14 protein-coding genes are annotated in these 14,787 nt (G+C 72.4%); 7 read left to right on the forward strand and 7 right to left on the reverse strand.

What is annotated here, in order from left to right; translation table 11 throughout:
- Nucleotides 1-19: 19 nt before the first annotated feature.
- Nucleotides 20-1,462 carry an RNB domain-containing ribonuclease gene (locus tag JNB62_RS08405; protein WP_220300421.1) on the forward strand — a complete coding sequence of 481 codons (1,443 nt, stop codon included), beginning with the start codon at nucleotides 20-22 and terminating at the stop codon, nucleotides 1,460-1,462.
- 34 nt (nucleotides 1,463-1,496) lie between these two features.
- Nucleotides 1,497-2,132: a pyroglutamyl-peptidase I gene (gene pcp / locus JNB62_RS08410; RefSeq protein ID WP_220300422.1), complete on the forward strand. Its 636-nt coding sequence runs from the start codon at nucleotides 1,497-1,499 to the stop codon at nucleotides 2,130-2,132.
- A 6-nt stretch (nucleotides 2,133-2,138) separates the two neighbouring features.
- On the opposite strand, the gene JNB62_RS08415 is transcribed toward pcp, so the two are convergent.
- On the reverse strand, nucleotides 2,139-2,741 hold the full coding sequence (locus JNB62_RS08415) for a TetR/AcrR family transcriptional regulator (RefSeq protein ID WP_220300423.1): 603 nt from the start codon (nucleotides 2,739-2,741) through the stop codon (nucleotides 2,139-2,141).
- A 105-nt stretch (nucleotides 2,742-2,846) separates the two neighbouring features.
- Here JNB62_RS08415 and JNB62_RS08420 point away from each other — a divergent pair, with 105 nt between their 5' ends.
- Nucleotides 2,847-3,134 carry a hypothetical protein gene (locus tag JNB62_RS08420; RefSeq protein ID WP_374450620.1) on the forward strand — a complete coding sequence of 96 codons (288 nt, stop codon included), beginning with the start codon at nucleotides 2,847-2,849 and terminating at the stop codon, nucleotides 3,132-3,134.
- Between the two features lie 27 nt (nucleotides 3,135-3,161).
- Here JNB62_RS08420 and JNB62_RS08425 read toward each other — a convergent pair whose 3' ends face one another.
- Complete coding sequence (locus JNB62_RS08425) at nucleotides 3,162-4,376, reverse strand: benzoate/H(+) symporter BenE family transporter (RefSeq protein ID WP_220300425.1); 1,215 nt, start codon at nucleotides 4,374-4,376, stop codon at nucleotides 3,162-3,164.
- Between the two features lie 50 nt (nucleotides 4,377-4,426).
- Here JNB62_RS08425 and JNB62_RS08430 point away from each other — a divergent pair, with 50 nt between their 5' ends.
- Nucleotides 4,427-5,023: a YdcF family protein gene (locus JNB62_RS08430; protein ID WP_220300426.1), complete on the forward strand. Its 597-nt coding sequence runs from the start codon at nucleotides 4,427-4,429 to the stop codon at nucleotides 5,021-5,023.
- 181 nt (nucleotides 5,024-5,204) lie between these two features.
- On the opposite strand, the gene JNB62_RS08435 is transcribed toward JNB62_RS08430, so the two are convergent.
- On the reverse strand, nucleotides 5,205-6,068 hold the full coding sequence (locus tag JNB62_RS08435) for an aminoglycoside phosphotransferase family protein (protein WP_308291757.1): 864 nt from the start codon (nucleotides 6,066-6,068) through the stop codon (nucleotides 5,205-5,207).
- 2 nt (nucleotides 6,069-6,070) lie between these two features.
- Complete coding sequence (gene ispG, locus JNB62_RS08440; protein WP_220300571.1) at nucleotides 6,071-7,201, reverse strand: flavodoxin-dependent (E)-4-hydroxy-3-methylbut-2-enyl-diphosphate synthase; 1,131 nt, start codon at nucleotides 7,199-7,201, stop codon at nucleotides 6,071-6,073.
- Between the two features lie 155 nt (nucleotides 7,202-7,356).
- On the opposite strand from ispG, the gene JNB62_RS08445 reads away from it, so the two are divergent.
- Entirely contained in the window at nucleotides 7,357-8,598 is a 1,242-nt protein-coding gene (locus tag JNB62_RS08445; RefSeq protein WP_220300427.1) for a low temperature requirement protein A, read from the forward strand.
- Between the two features lie 167 nt (nucleotides 8,599-8,765).
- Nucleotides 8,766-10,739: an anthranilate synthase family protein gene (locus tag JNB62_RS08450; protein ID WP_220300428.1), complete on the forward strand. Its 1,974-nt coding sequence runs from the start codon at nucleotides 8,766-8,768 to the stop codon at nucleotides 10,737-10,739.
- A 277-nt stretch (nucleotides 10,740-11,016) separates the two neighbouring features.
- Here JNB62_RS08450 and JNB62_RS08455 read toward each other — a convergent pair whose 3' ends face one another.
- The 3 genes from JNB62_RS08455 to JNB62_RS08465 all read right to left on the reverse strand — a co-directional run bounded on the left by JNB62_RS08455 (nucleotide 11,017) and on the right by JNB62_RS08465 (nucleotide 14,055).
- Nucleotides 11,017-12,300 (reverse strand): RNA polymerase sigma factor, encoded by a 1,284-nt coding sequence (locus tag JNB62_RS08455; protein ID WP_220300572.1) that lies wholly within the window; start codon nucleotides 12,298-12,300, stop codon nucleotides 11,017-11,019.
- On the reverse strand, nucleotides 12,300-12,665 hold the full coding sequence (locus JNB62_RS08460; RefSeq protein ID WP_220300429.1) for a YciI family protein: 366 nt from the start codon (nucleotides 12,663-12,665) through the stop codon (nucleotides 12,300-12,302). The genes JNB62_RS08455 and JNB62_RS08460 overlap by 1 nt, the downstream gene beginning before the upstream one ends.
- A gap of 94 nt (nucleotides 12,666-12,759) precedes the next feature.
- A complete protein-coding gene (locus JNB62_RS08465) occupies nucleotides 12,760-14,055 on the reverse strand; it encodes a M50 family metallopeptidase (protein ID WP_220300430.1) in 1,296 nt (431 codons plus the stop codon).
- Between the two features lie 91 nt (nucleotides 14,056-14,146).
- Here JNB62_RS08465 and JNB62_RS08470 point away from each other — a divergent pair, with 91 nt between their 5' ends.
- Nucleotides 14,147-14,722 (forward strand): hypothetical protein, encoded by a 576-nt coding sequence (locus JNB62_RS08470; protein WP_220300431.1) that lies wholly within the window; start codon nucleotides 14,147-14,149, stop codon nucleotides 14,720-14,722.
- Nucleotides 14,723-14,787: the final 65 nt, after the last annotated feature.

Raw genomic sequence — 14,787 nt, forward strand, 5'->3', positions numbered from 1 at the left:
CCGTGCCTACACTGATCGGGTGCCCGCCCGCCGCCCACGACTCGCGCCCGTCCGCGCGCATGACGCGCTCATCGAGTCGCTGGCGCAGCTGCGCGTCGACCTCGATCTGCCGACCGCCTTCCCTGCAGAAGTGGATGCCGCGGCCGCGAGCACCGCCCGGTCGGTGCCGACCGATCCTGCCGAGGCGGGCCTCGACGATCTGCGCGACCTCGAATTCCTGACGATGGATCCGGCCGGCTCGACCGACCTGGATCAGGCGATGCACCTCGAGCGGACGCCGACCGGCGGCATCCTCCATTACGCCATCGCCGACGTGCCGGCGTACGTCGAACCCGGCGGCCCGATCGACGCGGAGGCGCGCGAGCGCGGGCAGACCCTGTACGCCGCGGACGGCCGTGTCCCGCTGCACCCCGTCGCGATCAGCGAGGACGCGGCGTCGCTCCTGCCGGACCGCGACCGCCGCGCCTACGTGTGGCGGTTCGAGCTCGACGAGGGCGCACGTCCCGTGAGCAAGACCGTGCGGCGCGCCGTGATCCGCTCGCGGCGGCAGTGGACCTACGCGGATGCGCAGGCGGCGGTCGACGCCGGCACCGCGCCGCCCACGCTGCAGGCGCTGGCGTGGTTCGGCGCTCAGCGTCAGGAGCGCGAGTCCGAACGGGGCGGCGCGAGCCTCAACGTGCCTGAGGCGCGCGTCGTGCCAGATGACGGCGGATACCGGCTCGAGCGCGAGGCGCCGCTTGCCATCGAGGACTGGAACGCGCAGGTGTCACTGCTGACGGGCATGGCCGCCGCCGAGCTCATGCTGCGTGGCGGTGTCGGGATCCTGCGCACGATGCCGGCCGCGGCACCCGACGATGTGGCGGCGTTCCGTGCGCAGACCGTGGCACTCGGGCTGCCGTGGCGCACCGACGTCGCGTACGGCGACTACCTGCGCGGGCTCGACCGCGAGGATCCGTCGGCGTTGGCGATCCTGGATGTCGCGACGGGCCTCTTCCGCGGCGCCGGGTATGTCGCGTTCGACGGCACGCCGCCCGCCGACCCGCTGCAGTCCGCCATCGGGGCGCCGTACGCGCACACCACCGCCCCGCTCCGCCGGCTGGTCGACCGCTGGTCGCTGGTCGTCTGCGAGGCGATCGCGAACGACCGCGCCGTGCCCGAGTGGGCGCGCGAGAGCCTCCCGGAGCTGCCGAAGATCATGGGCCGCAGCGACGGCCTGGCGGGCCGGCTGCAGGCGGGCACGCTCGACCGCGTCGAGGCGGCGCAGCTGTCGGGCCGCGAGGGCCGCACGTTCGACGCCGTGGTGCTCGGCCGGCGCAACGGCGCCGCGCGCGTGCAGCTGATCGATCCGCCCGTCGCCGCCAAGGTCGACGGGCTGGAGGCCGCACCCGGCTCGACCGTGCGGCTGCGGCTGCGGTCCGCCGACATCGGCACGGGCGAGATCGCGCTGGAGGCCGCCGGCTGACACGCCGCCGGCGGGCGCCGCATAGCCTGGGAGCATGACGACCGTCCTGCTCACCGGTTTCGAGCCTTTCGGCGGCGACGCCGCCAACCCGTCCGGCGAGGCCGTTCACCTCGTGGCCTCGCGGTGGAGCGGTCCGGAGGTGCTGGTCAGCGCCGTGCTGCCGGTCGCCTTCGCCGGGGCCGCCGCGCGGCTGCGCGCAATGATCGACGAGCACCGTCCGGATGTCGTGATCGCCGCCGGCCTCGCGGGTGGGCGCGCCACGATCGGTGTGGAGCGTGTCGCGGTGAACCTCATCGACGCCCGCATCCCCGACAACGACGGCGACCAGCCGGTCGACGTGCCGAGCTCGCCCGGCGCCGCGTCGGCGCAGTTCGCGACGCTCCCCGTGAAGGAGATCGTGCGTCGGCTCGCGGCGGCGGGGATCCCTGCCGAGGTGTCGTACTCGGCGGGCACCTTCGTGTGCAACCACGTGTTCTTCACCGCGCTGGAGGCCGTGGCATCCCCCACTCGCGCCGGATTCGTCCACGTCCCGTGGTCTGCCGAGCACGCTCCGTCGCCGGATGCCGCCGCCCTGCCGCTCGCGAGGATCGTCGAGGCGCTCGAGATCGCGGTGCGCACGAGCCTCGACGTCGCGCAGGACGCCGCCGTGACGGCGGGCACGCTGCACTGACGGGACTCAGTCGGCGCCGGAGCCCATCGCGGCCGCCGCCGCGGCCGTCACGGTCGCGACGATCGCCGCACGCCGCGCCGCACGGCGAGCCTGCGCCCCCCGCGCATCGGGGATCATGAGCAGGTCCAGCTGCGGCAGCGCCGGCCAGGCGTTGACGAGGCTCACGATGGTGAGCAGGAGCTCGCCCGCGGCCTCGCGACCGACCCCCGGCAGCATCGTCTGCAGGCGGGTGACCTTCTCGGCGTGGTACGCGACGCGGGCCGGGTCCTCGGCTGCCGCAGAGCCCCGCTCGAGCCCCTCCCAGAAGATGAGCCGCGGAATGACGCCGTCCGCCATGTGATGGTCGAAGAGGCGACCGGCGTAGTCGCCGACGGCCGCGGGTCCGCTGCCCAGCGGGGTGACGGCATCCATGGACTCGCGCAGCACGTCCGCGAGCACCGTGGCGAACAGCTCGTCCTTCTTGCCGAAATACTGGTAGATGCGCTCCTTGTTGACGCCGGCGGCCGCTGCGATGCGGTCGACACGCGCGCCCGCGAGGCCGTGCTCGCTGAACTCGGCCGTCGCGGCATCCAGCAGCAGGCGCTTGGTGCGCTCGGTGTCCCACGCCATGCCGTCATCCTACGCCGAAAACCAACTGGATGGTTGCGGAATAGATCCATCGGTGATTCACTTGCAACCAGTCAGTTGCAACCGTTCAGTTGGACTATGCGAAGGATGCCGCACATGACCGCTCCCCTGACCCCCGAGCCCACCACCGCTCCGACTCCCGCGCCCGTCGCGCCGCCCGCCGTGCCCTCGGTGCACGTCCGCGCCCTCATCACGTGGATCGCGATCTTCCCGCTCGTCTCGGTCGGGATGCTGCTGCTCGCCCCCATCTCGGACTCGTGGCATCCGATCCTCCGCGCCCTCGTGCTCACGGCCGTCGTCGTGCCGCTCGCCGTCTACATCGTCGTTCCGCGTCTGCTGCGCGTCCACGGCGCACTGGCGCGGCGCCGCCGGTGACGCCGGGTCGCGCGCCGAACCCAGGACTCACCGACGCCGGCGGCCGAGGTGCAGCACCTCCCGCACGACGAGCCCGGCGACGAGCGCCCAGAACGCCGCACTGACTCCGGCGATCGCGACGCCGGACGCCGCGACGAGGAAGGTGACGACGGCGGGGAGCCGCTCACCGGGGTCGTCGATCGCCTGCTGCACGGCCGAGCCGAACGCCCCGAACAGCGCGATACCGGCGACGGCCGGGATGACGGCATCCGGTGCCACCACCACCAGTGCGACGAGTGCCGCCGACAGCCCGCCCAGGACGATGCCGCTCGCACCGGTCGAGACGCCGGCCACCCACCGGCGCTTCGCGTCGGGATCGGCATCGGGGGCCGCGGCCAGCGCGGCGCTGATGGCGGCGAGGTTGATCGCGTGCCCGCCGGCCGTCGCACCCAGCGCCGTGCCCACGCCCGTCACGAGCATCGCGGGCCGCCACGGCACCTCGTAGCCGAAGCTGCGCATGATCGCGACGCCGGGAACGTTCTGCGACGCCATCGTCACGAGGAACAGCGGCAAGGCGAGCCCGACGACGGCGCCGAGCGTCAGTGCGGGCGCCGTGAACTCGAGGCGCGGGATGAGCACGCCCGGGTCGATCGACGCGCCCGTCGTGACGACGTGAACCCCGACGACGACGGCTGCCGCCACGAACGCCAGCGGCACGGCCCAGCGGGGTGCGAAGCGCACGCCGATGAGCCACACGATCACCACGGGCACCACTCCCCACGGGTCGGCCACGATCCCGGTCACGGGCGCCAGGCAGAGCGGCAGCAGCACCCCGGCGAGCATCGCCTGCGCGATGGACGGCGGGATGCGGGCGATCAGGCGGCCGAGCTGCGGCCACAGCGCGGTGAGCAGGATGAGCCCGGCCGTCACGAGGAACGCACCGACGGCGGCCGGCCAGCCGCCTTCGACGGACCCGGTGGCGGCGAGGACGGCGGCTCCGGGCGTGGACCAGGCGACCGTGATCGGCATGCGGTAGCGCCACGCCAGCAGGATCGCCGACGCGCCCATCGTGAGGCACAGCACGAGCAGCCCGCTCGCCGCCTGCGCGGGTGTCGCCCCGACGGCGTCCAGCCCGGTGAGCACCACCGCGAACGAACTCGTGACGCCGACCAGCGCCGTCACGATGCCGGCGACGATGGGACGCGACAGCGGCGCGCGACCGGTCGGTTCGGTGGGAGCGGGTGCGGACTCGGGGGCGGTCACCCTCGTGATCCTGCCACGTCGGACGAGCGGGATGCCTCTAGGGTCGGGGTGTGCGTCGCCTCCTGCTGATCCTGGCCGGCGTGACGGCCGCCGCGGCCGCCGCCCTCGTCTCGTGGGCGGAGGTCGTGCACTGGCGGACGTCACGCCAGGCCCTCGGCGACGCCGCGGTGCCCGGAGGCCGTGAGGCGGTCGTCGTGCTGGGGTACCGCAACACGGGGACGCGCGCGAACTTCGTCAACCGCCACCGTGTGCGGGTGGGCCTGCGCTCGCAGGACCCGGAGGCGCCCGAGAGCGTCCTGGTGCTGTGCGGCGGCGCGGTCGGCGGCGATGTGCCCGAGGCCGAGCTGATGGCCCGGTACGCGCGCGAGCGCGGCTACGCCGGCCCGATCCACCTCGACACGCAGAGCCGCACGACCGCCGAGAACATCCGGTTCGCCGTCCCCCTCGTCGAGGACGCCGACACCATCAAGATCGTCTCGCACGCGCCCCACGCGGTCGTGGGCCGGGAGTACCTGTGGGCGATGCGCCCCGACCTCGCCGCGCGACTGGTGCGCGGCGACGACCACCGCGTCGGCGAGGCGCCGGTCCTCACCGTCGCCGCGGCGATCATCGCGCGGCGGCACCGGGCCCGACGCCGGCGTGCGTGACGCGGGGTCTGCGCTCGCGCTGTCGTTTCCGGCATCCGCTGTCGAAAGAAGCTGGCGCGCGTGCCGATGTCGACAGCGCGGACGATGGGGTGGGGAGAGAACGACAGCGCGTGCCGATTTCGACAGCGTGAAGGATGCCGCCAGGCGACGTCGCAGCGGGGCCCGGCTCAGGGGGCCCAGGTCAGCGGGCGTCGACCTCGGCGAGCAGTTCGGCGATCATCCGGTGGCCCTGCGCCTCGAACTCGGCGTCTCCGACCTGGTGCGCCCAGCAGGCCGTGGCGATCGCCTCGCGCAGCCGGATCGACAGCCAGTGCTCGGGATGCCGGGGGTCGTCGCCGTAGCCGTCGAAGAACGCCGCCTCGCACGCCGGGTCCTCGCGCCACTCCTGCACGGCGAGCCGCGCGAAGTCCGTCGCCGCGGGGCGGAAGGCGAAGCGCCCGAAGTCGATGACGCGCACCTCGTCGCCGTCGACGAGCCAGTTGCGCGGCTGCCAGTCGCCGTGCGTCGGCACGAGGTCGACCTCGATCGCCGGCAGTGCGGCGAGCATGCTCCGCAGCCGCGCCTCCACGTCGGGCGCGATGGCGTGCGGCGTGTCGAGCCAGGCCCGTGCGCGGACGGTGGCCGCGGCATCCGTCCCCTCCGACGGTCGCACCGCCTGCGCGTGGAACTCCCGCAGCAGCACCCCCGCACGCCGATGCACCTCGGGATCGACGCCCCACGGTGTGCGGTAGGCCAGCTCGCCCGGCAGCCAGGCCGTGACGAGCACCCTGGCCTCGCGGTCGTGGTGACGCAGCACGGGCGCGTGGCCGGTGTCGCACCACACCGAGAGCAGGCCGCTCAGGTGCGCGTCGAGCTCCCGGCCGAAGTGGTGGGCGTCGGGCCCGGCGGCCTTCACGACGAACTCGGCATCCCGCCGGCGCACGCGCAGCACGACCGTCTCGACCTGGTTCCAGCTCAGGTCGGCGACGACGTCGGCCGCCGGCATCCACTCCTCGACACGAGCGCGCTGCGCGGCCGACAGGCGTGCGAAGCCGACGGCGCCCACGGCTATGAGGTGACGACCTGCGCCGTGCCGATCGGAGCCTCAGGGCCCATCTCGTCGGCGATGCGGTTGGCCTCCTCGATGAGGGTCGCGACGATCTCGGCCTCGGGCACGGTCTTGATGACCTGGCCCTTGACGAAGATCTGACCCTTGCCGTTGCCGGACGCGACGCCGAGGTCGGCCTCGCGGGCCTCTCCGGGACCGTTGACGACGCAGCCCATGACAGCGACGCGCAGCGGCACCGTCATGTCTTTCAGGCCCTCGGTCACCGAGTCCGCCAGCGAGTACACGTCGACCTGCGCGCGCCCGCACGACGGGCACGAGACGATCTCGAGCTTGCGCTCGCGCAGGTTGAGCGACTGGAGGATCTGATGCCCGACCTTGACCTCTTCGGCGGGCGGCGCCGACAGCGACACTCGGATCGTGTCGCCGATGCCTTCGGCGAGCAGGATGCCGAACGCCGTCGCCGACTTGATCGTGCCCTGGAAGGCCGGCCCCGCCTCGGTGACACCGAGGTGCAGCGGCCAGTCGCCCCGCTCGGCGAGCAGGCGATAGGCCTTGACCATGACGATCGGGTCGTTGTGCTTGACCGAGATCTTGAAGTCGTGGAAGTCATGCTCTTCGAAGAGGGATGCCTCCCACACGGCGCTCTCGACGAGAGCCTCGGGCGTCGCCTTGCCGTACTTCTCGAGCAGGCGCTTGTCGAGCGAGCCGGCGTTGACGCCGATGCGCAGCGACACTCCGGCATCCTTCGCCGCCTTCGCGATGGCGCCGACCTGGTCGTCGAACTTGCGGATGTTGCCCGGGTTGACGCGCACCGCGCCACAGCCGGCGTCGATGGCCTGGAACACGTACTTCGGCTGGAAGTGGATGTCGGCGATCACCGGGATCTGGCTCTTGGCCGCGATGATGTGCAGCACGTCGGCGTCGTCCTGCGACGGCACGGCCACACGCACGATCTCGCAGCCCGAGGCGGTGAGCTCGGCGATCTGCTGCAGCGTCGCGTTGATGTTCGTCGTGGGCGTCGTCGTCATCGACTGCACGCTCACGGGGGCGTCGCCTCCGACCAGCACCTTGCCCACCTTGATCTGGCGGCTCTTGCGGCGGGGGGCGAGCGTTTCGGGGACCTTGGGCATCCCGAGATTCACGGCTGGCACGCTCCCAGACTACGCGGCTCGCAGGCGCGCCGGCCCGGCTCGGCGGTGAGAGGGCTGGGTGAGCCCTGAACGGACGCCGGGCGGAGGCATCCCTGCCGCACGGGCGTGCGCCGCGGACGGTGTATCTTCCCGCCATGAGCCTGAGCCATCACCTCGGACGCATGTCGGGCAGGAACCCCGGGGAGGCGCACCGCACCGCGACTCCGCTGGAGCTGCTCTTCGACCTCACCTTCGTGGTGGCCTTCAGCCAGATCTCCGGTCAGATGGCGCACTACCTCGAGCTCGGCCACGTGTCGACCGCGCTCATCGGGTTCGGCTTCTCGACGTTCGCGGTCGCGTGGGCGTGGATCAACTACTCGTGGCTCGCGTCGGCGTACGACACCGACGACATCTACTTCCGCGTCGCGACCCTCATCGTGATGGTGGGCGTGCTGATCGTGGCCCTCGGCGTGCCCGATGTCTTCCACTCGATCGAGGAGGGCGCCTTCCTCGACAACACCGTCATGGTCGCCGGGTACGTCGTGATGCGCGTCGCCACGATCGCCCTGTGGGTCCGCGCCGCCGTCCACGACGAGGCACGGCGCAAGACCTGCGTCGCCTACATCGTCAACATCTCGATCGCCCAGCTCGGGTGGATCGCCCTCATCTTCCTGAACATGCCCGTCGGCATCACGCTGGTGTTCACGACGCTCATCTCGCTGTTCGAGCTGGCCGGCCCGATCTTCGCCGAGAAGCGGTTCGGCCCGACGCCGTGGCACGCGCATCACATCGCCGAGCGCTATGGGCTGCTCGTGATCATCACCCTCGGCGAGGTCATCCTGGGCACGATCATGGCGATCTCGGCAGTGGTGCAGGACGAGACGCTCGGCTGGTCGTTCGAGGCGGGTCTCATCGCGTTCAGCGGCACGGCGCTCGCGTTCGGCATGTGGTGGAACTACTTCGCGATCCCCTTCGGCGCCGTCCTCGAGCGGCATCGCTGGCGCGCTTTTCCGTGGGGGTATCTGCATCTGTTCGTGTTCGGCTCGCTCGTCGCCGTCGGCGCGGGACTGCACGTCGCCGCGAACGTGATCGCGCATCACGCGCATGTCGACACCACGTTCGCCGTGCTGAGCATCGCGATCCCGGTGCTCGTGTACGAGACCTTCCTCTTCGGCATCTACGCGCTGACGGTCATGCAGTTCGACCCGTTCCACATCTGGCTCTACCTGGGTTCGGTCGCCATGCTCGCCGCGGCGGTCGTCGCCGTTGCGCTGGGCGCGTCGCTCGGCGTCGCGCTGCTGCTCGTCGCGTGCGCCCCCGCCGTGGTGGTCGTCGGCTACGAGACGGTGGGCTGGCGTCACGGCGCCGAGATGCTCGAGCGCGCGCGCCAGACGTGAGCTCGCGACCGACGCCGCGCAGCACGTGTGGTAGGTTCGGCGCATGTCCGCACGCCTCACCTGGTGGCTCACCGCATAGGCGGTGGGTTTCGCGTGACTCAGACCGCCCCCGGGGCGGTCTTCTTTTTCGTAAGGGAAGCCTCCCCCACGACGAAAGACCCACAGCCATGACCGGCCTCGCCCACCGCCCCCTCCGCGAGATCGCCCAGAGCGGCCTTCCCTTCGCCCTCATCGCCCGCGACGGCGCCACCGTCGAGGTGCTCGCCGGTGACGTCGTCGACGTCGACCTGCTGGGCGACATCCCCCTCGAGGGCCCCGACGGCACGCCGCGCGAGGTGCTCGCGCTCGTGCCGTTCCGGCAGGTCCGCGAGCGCGGCTTCGAGTGTCACGACGACGGCGCGCCGCTGCGCTGCCTCGTCGTGAACGAGCGCGCGTCGATCCCCCGCGACGACGCACTGGCCCAGCTGCCCGCCGAGCCGGTCGCGCTCGACCAGCCGGGCTTCGACATCGGCGACGAGGAGTACGCCCACATCGTGCGCCGTGTGATCGCCGATGAGATCGGGCGTGGCGAGGGCGCGAACTTCGTCATCCGCCGTGATTTCACCGCGGGAGTGTCGACGGATGCCGCCACCGCAGCACTCACGTGGTTCCGGGCTCTGCTCGAGCACGAGCGGGGGGCGTACTGGACGTTCGCGGTCGTGACGCCCGGGCATGTGGCGGTCGGCGCCAGCCCTGAGGCGCACGTGAGCGCGCGCGACGGCGTCGTGACGATGAACCCCATCTCGGGCACGTTCCGCCACCCGGCCGGAGGGGCGACCGTCGAGACGCTCACCGAGTTCCTGCGGTCGACGAAAGAGACCGAGGAGCTCTTCATGGTCGTCGACGAAGAGCTCAAGATGATGAGCGCGGTCTGCTCGGACGGCGGACGCATCACCGGGCCGCACCTCAAGGAGATGTCGCGTCTCACGCACACCGAGTACGTGCTGCGCGGCCGCAGCAGGCTCGATCCGCGCGACATCCTGCGCGAGACGATGTTCGCTCCGACTGTGACCGGCTCGCCGATGCAGAACGCGTGCACCGTCATCACGCGTCACGAGACCACGCCGCGCGGCTACTACTCCGGCGTGGCCGCCCTGTTCACGCCGCGCGAGACCCTGCTCGCGGACGAGCCCACCCACGACCTCGATGCGCCGATCCTGATCCGCACCGCGTATCTGCAGGACGGCCGGCTGCGCGTGCCCGTCGGCGCGACCCTCGTGCGTCACTCCGACCCGTACGGCGAAGTCGGCGAGACGCACGGCAAGGCGGCCGGGGTGCTCGGCGCCATCGGCGCCGTGCCGCGCGACGCGGTCGCCGAGAAGGCGGCCGGCGACATCCGCGAAGCGGGCGGCGCGGCGGTGCTCGACGCCGTCGCCGGCGGCGGAGCGGCCGAGATCGACGAGGATGCTCCCGCCGCCGCGCCGCGGCGCCTGGCCGACGATCCGGCGATCGCCGATCTGCTGGCGTCGCGCAACGCGCGCCTCGCCGAGTTCTGGCTGAAGCCGCAGGGCACGTCCGGCCCGGCACCGTTCGCCGGCCGGTCGGCACTGGTCGTCGACGCCGAGGATCGCTTCACGACGATGCTCGCTCACCAGCTGCGCCACCTCGGCCTTGCCGTCGAGATCGTTCCCTGGAACGAGGTCACGGATGCGCAGATCGACGCCGCCGAGCTGCTGGTGTCGGGCCCCGGACCGGGCGACCCGCGGGATGCCGCCAACCCGCGGATCCGCCGCATGCGCGATGTCGTCGCACGCCGCCGCGCAGCCGGCGCTCCCCTGCTCGCGGTGTGCCTCAGCCACCAGATCCTCGCCGACTCGTTCGGGATCGACCTCGCACCGCTGGACGCCCCGCATCAGGGTCTGCAGAAGACCGTGGACGTGTTCGGCGTGCCGGCGTCGATCGGCTTCTACAACACCTTCACGGCGCGCGTGCCCGTCGGCACCGCGCACGTCGGCGGGGCCGATGTGGCCGCCGACGCCGCGGGTGATGTCTACGCGCTTCGCGGTCGCGGCTTCGCGTCCGTGCAGGGGCATCTCGAGTCGATCCTGTCGCGCGACGGCATGACGACGCTGCAGCGCCTGGTCGAGCAGTCGTTCGCCTGATCCGACCCGCGCGTCGTCGAGCGAGCGACCCCCGCTCGTCGAGCGAGCGAACCCCCGGTCGTTGAGCGAGCGCCCCCGGGTCGTCGAGCGAGCGGCCTCCGGTCGTTGAGCGAGCGACGAAGGAGCGAGACGAAACGCCCCGGTCGCACGAGAAACCTCCGCCCGGCCGCGTTTCGTCTCCGCGCGCCAGAGCGCGCTCCGCTCACCGACCGGGAGCCGAGCTCATCCAGCGCGCTCCGCTCAACGACCGGGAGCCGAGCTCATCCAGCGCGCCCGCTCACCGACCGGCGCTCCCCGCCCGCGCAGCGAGCAGTCGCCGCTCGGCCTCGTTGGCGGTGAGCTCGAGCGCCCGCAGGTCGGCGGCGAGCGCCTCGTCGTCGCGGCCGAGGTCCCGCAGCAGCGAGGCCCGCACCGCGTGCCACAGGTGTGAGCGCGACAGGTGCTCGGCCAGCGCATCGACCTCGTCGAGTGCCGCAGCAGCCCCCTCGACGCGCGCGAGGGCCACCGCCCGGTTGAGGCGCACGACCGGGCTGCCGTCGTAGGCGAGCAGCATGTCGTAGAGGGTGAGCACCTGCAGCCAGTCGGTCGATGCGGCATCCGGGGCATCCGCATGGCACGCGGCGATGGCCGCGTGCAGCTGCCAGCGCCCTGGCCGGCGCAGGCGCGCCGCGCGCTCCAGCTCGTCGCGGGCACCGGCGAGCAGTCCGGCATCCCAGCGGGCGCGATCCTGATCGGCCAGCAGGACGAGCTCGCCGTCGACCGACCGCGCCGACTCTCGGGCCCGGTGGAACCGCAGCAGCGCCAGCAGACCGTGCGCCTCCGCGGAGCGCGGCAGCGCGCCGGCGATCACCTCGGCGAGCCACAGCGCGTCATCGGCGATGTCGCGGTCGGCGGCGGCATCGGCACCCGCGACGAAGTGCGCCTCGCTGTACATGACCGAGACGATCGTCAGCACGAGATCGAGGCGCGCAGCCGCGTCCGGACCGGAGGGCACGCGCAGCGGGATGCCGCTGTCGGCGATCTTGCGCTTGGCCCGCGAGATGCGCTGCCCGGTCGCCGGCTCGGTTGAGAACGTGGCACGCGCGATCTGCGCCGTCGTCAGGCCGCACACGGCCCGCAGCGTCAGCGCGAGCTGAGCCTCGGGTGCGAGAGCGGGGTGGCAGCAGCCGAACAGCAGCGGCAGGCGCTCGTCGGCGGGCGTCACGGCTCCGGCCGGCGCCCGCTCCGGCAGCAGGGCGACCTTGTCGCGCAGCACCCGCGCGCGCCGCACCCGGTCGAGCGCGTTGTGGCGCGCGGCCTGCATGAGCCACGCGCCCGGCTTCGGCGGAATCCCGCGGCGCCGCCACTCCCGCAGCGCCTCCTCGACGGCCTCGGCGACCGCCTCCTCGGCGACGTCGAAGCTGCCGAACGACATCGTCAGGGCCGCGATGATGCGAGCGGAGTCCTCGCGGACGACGGCGGCGAGGAGCCGATCGGATGCCGCGGCCCCGGCGTCTCCCGCGGCGGCGGGCTCGCCCCGGCCGTCGGTCGGGCCGCGGGCCGCGGCATCCGATCCGGTCATCACTCGAACTGGCTGTAGTCGGTCACCATGGGGCGGATCTCGATCGCGACACCGGGCAGCTCCAGCGACGGCCAGGTCTTGACCAGCTCGATGGCGGCGTCGAGGTCGGGGACGTCGATCACGCTGAAGCCGCCGACGACCTCCTTCGCCTCAGAGAACGGGCCGTCGACCACGACGGGACCGTCGGCGCCGTGCTTCACCGTGGTCGCCGTCGTGACCGGCAGCAGCTCCGCGCCGCCGTCGGCGATCTGCTCGGAGTTCGTCTGGAACCACTCCCAGATGCGCCCGTAGACCGCCTTGGCGCGTTCTTCGGGCACCGCCGCGTCGAGCTCCGGCGTCGAGGTGAACATGATGACGTACTTCATGGCCCGTGTCCTTTCGTCAGGGGAACCGTTACATCCCCACAGCGAACGGGCAAGGGCGTTTTCGACAATCGCGCCGAAGAATCCCGCGAAAGCGTCAGCCGAGCGTGACCGGATTGAAGATGTCGGCCAGCACGAGGACGGCTCCCATGGCGATGAGGGCGATCACCACGATGAAGGTGAGGGGCACGAGCTTCGTGGCATCGACCGGCTTCGGAGGCGGACGCCGGAAGAGCTTCGCCCACACGCGCTTGATGCCCTCCCACAGCGCGACGGCGATGTGCCCGCCGTCCAGCGGCAGCAGCGGGATCAGGTTGAAGACGAAGAGCGCGATGTTCAGCGACGCCAGCAGCTGCAGGAACCCGGCGACGCGGTTGAGCACGGGCGCGTCCGCTGCGGCGACCTCACCCGACAGGCGCCCCGCGCCGACGATGCTGAGCGGCCCGTTCGGGTCGCGCTCGGCGCCGGTCACGAGATCGACGGCGGTGTTCCACACCTTCGCCGGCAGCTGCCAGATGATGCCGGCGACGGCGCCGACCTGCTGCACGGCCGCCTCGGGGCCGGCCCAGATCGGCTGCTTCACGTATTCGACGGTCGGCCCGATCCCCACGAAGCCGACCTCCTCGGTAGCGGTGGAGCCGTCCGCGGACGTCACGGTGCTCTCGACGGTCGCAGGCGTCACCTGAACGGTGTGCTGCTCGCCGTCGCGCTCGATGACGAAGGCCAGCTGCTCGCCCGGCGACGAACGGATGATCGCGGATGCCTCGTCGAAGTCCGCGACCGGCTGCCCGTCGATCGACACGATCGTGTCGCCGGGCTCGAGGCCCGCTTCGGCGGCGGGTGCCGTGGGGTCGGACGCGGTGCACTCGGACGACGTCGTCGACGGCACGCACTCCGACAGCCGCGCGATCGTCGTGGTGGCCGTCTGCAGGCCGATGCCCGTGAACAGCACGGCGAACAGCACCACCGCGAACAGGAAGTTCATGAGCGGCCCGCCGAGCATGACGATGATGCGCTTGTACACCGGCAGCCGGTAGAAGACGCGGGTGTCGTCCTCGCCCTGGAGGGTCTCGTCGTTGGCGACGCGCGCGTCCTGCACCATCGTCGCGAAGAATCCGCCCGCGGCGCGTCCGCTGCGGCTGGTCGCCGCCGGCGACGGCGGGTACATGCCCGCCATCGAGATGTAGCCGCCCAGCGGGATGGCCTTGAACCCGTACTGCGTCTCACCGCGACGGCGCGACCACAGCGTGGGTCCGAAGCCGATCATGTACTGACCCACGCGGACGCCGAACCTCTTCGCCGGCCAGAGGTGCCCCAGCTCGTGGAGCGCGATCGACGCCGCAAGGCCCACGACCATGAGCACGACACCGACGACGAAGGCGAGGATCTCCACAGGATCACGGTACCCGCGCCTGCCTTTGAGTTGGGTGTGACGGTCTCGCGTAGGCTCGTGGCAGGGCACCGGTCGACAGAAGCGAGGAGCCGTGACGTCACGCCACGCCCGCGCGCTGCGCGGCACCGCCGCCGCGGCGGTCGCCACCCTCGTCGCCGCCACCGCCCACACGCTCGCCGGCGGCGGACCTCCCGCGCCCCTGCTCGTGGCGGCCGTCGCGATCCTCGTCGCCCCGTTCGGCGTCGCCCTCGCGGGCCGCCGGCTCTCGGCCTGGCGCGTCGGAGCGACGGTGCTCGCCAGTCAGGCCGTCTTCCATGCGGCGTTCGCGCTCACCGCGGGCGCCGACCCGTCCGCCGCACACGGCCACCATGTAACGGTCCTCGCGGGCGGAACCACGCCCGTCGCCCTCCCCGACGCCCCGATGCTCGTCGCGCACGTGCTGGCCGCGGTCGCCACCGTCGCCGCGCTGTACAGCGGAGAGCGGATGCTGCAAGCCCTGGGCCGCGGCATCCGCTCACTGCTCGCGCGCGTCCGCGTCGTCGCCCCGCCGCCGTCCGTCCCCGCGCTCGTCGCGGCGCAGCGCGAGCGCACGGCGCGCCCTGCGCGCATCGTGCTGTCGGGCGTCACCCGGCGGGGTCCGCCGGCTTTCGTCACCGCGACGCACTGAGCGTCGCATCCGCACCGCCCGCGCATCCGGCCCGGACGGTGATCTCCGCCGTGCGCGCGGCCGCT

It is taken from the genome of Microbacterium jejuense (assembly GCF_019511665.1).
GTDB lineage: Bacteria > Actinomycetota > Actinomycetes > Actinomycetales > Microbacteriaceae > Microbacterium > Microbacterium jejuense_A.